The sequence below is a fragment of the Kineococcus vitellinus genome, assembly GCF_009906315.1.
GTDB lineage: Bacteria > Actinomycetota > Actinomycetes > Actinomycetales > Kineococcaceae > Kineococcus > Kineococcus vitellinus.
In genome coordinates this window covers 1-1,218 of the sequence record NZ_JAAALL010000561.1, presented here as the reverse complement: position 1 = coordinate 1,218, position 1,218 = coordinate 1, and the positions used below count along the sequence as shown (strand labels likewise).

2 protein-coding genes are annotated in these 1,218 nt (G+C 80.7%); both read right to left on the bottom strand.

Annotated elements, in window-relative coordinates; genetic code table 11:
• Positions 1-759: carboxyl transferase domain-containing protein (locus GTQ99_RS23405; protein WP_338075218.1), on the bottom strand; the 759-nt coding region annotated here is incomplete at its 3' end.
• The coding region (locus GTQ99_RS23400; protein ID WP_166618041.1) for a 5-oxoprolinase subunit C family protein at positions 756-1,218 on the bottom strand (463 nt) is incomplete at its 5' end. The genes GTQ99_RS23400 and GTQ99_RS23405, both read right to left, overlap by 4 nt.

Sequence of the window (1,218 nt, the reverse complement as noted above, 5' to 3'; positions counted from 1 at the left end):
GTCGTCGGGGTCGTCGGGGTCGTCGGCGAGGCGGGCGAGCACCTCGCGCACGTCGTAGGGGGCGCCGGCCTGCGCGGGCAGCGCAGCGGCGAGGCCGGGATCCTCCTGCGCCGGGTCGGGTGCGGCCTCCGGCAGCCGCGGCGCGCTCGCGCGGTTGTTGCTCGGCAGGTGGGCGAGCAGGTCGCGCACGAACTCCGCGGCACCGGCGGCGTCCTCGGCCACGTGCGCGAACCGGCCGGTGCTCCGCGCGTGCAGGTCGGCGCCGCCGAGCGCGCCGGCGTTCCGGACCAGGCCGGTGACCGTCTGCGCCGCACCGGGTTCCGCGAGCGCGGAACGCGCCGCGGGGACGGCGACGACGACGTCGGCCAGCGGCAGCAGCAGCGCCCGCTCGCCGTCGGCGGCGCCGAGGACGACGGCCACCTGCGGCACGACGCCGGACAGCGCGACGCTGCCGCGCACGAGCTCGCCGAAGGCCCGCGGGTCGGCGCAGCCGGCGGTGTCGACGACGGTGACGAGGGGGCGGCCGGTGCGCGCGGCGAGGGCGCGCACCCGGGACTCGGCGTCGGCGGCGGCGGCCTCGCCCGTCCCGGCGGCGACGGCCAGGCAGACGTCGCGGCCGTCGACCCGGCCCGCACCGGCGGGTGAGGCGCCGTCGCCGAGCGGGACCGCGGTGCCCTCGTCGAAGAGGGCGGCGGCGAAGGCGAGGACCGCGGCGGGCCCGTCGCGGTCCCCGCTCGGGTTCGGGTTCTCGTCGGTCACGGTGCGGGGACCTCCCGTGCTGCGGGGGCGGGGCGCAGGCGCAGGGACTGGCCGGGGCGGAGCTGGGCGAGGAGGTCGACGTCGGCGTCGCGCACGACCCCGACGACGGGGTAGCCGCCGGTGACGGGGTGGTCGGGGCCGAAGAGGACGGGCTGCCCGCTGGGGGGCACCTGCAGCGAGCCGAGCGCGACGCCCTCGGAGGGCAGCTCCTCGTGCCGCGCGCGCTCCAGGCCGGGCTGGCCGGCGGGGCGCTGCAGGCGCAGGCCCACGCGGTCGGAGGCGGGGGTGACGCTCCAGGTGCCGGTGAAGAGGACGGCGGGCTCGGTGAACCAGTCCGCGCGCGGCCCGAGGACGACGCCGACGGTCACGGTGCCCGCGGCGGGGACGGGCACGGGCGCGGTGCGCAGCACCGGGTGGCGCGCGGGAGGTTCCCCGACGGCCAGGCGGTCGCCGGGGGCC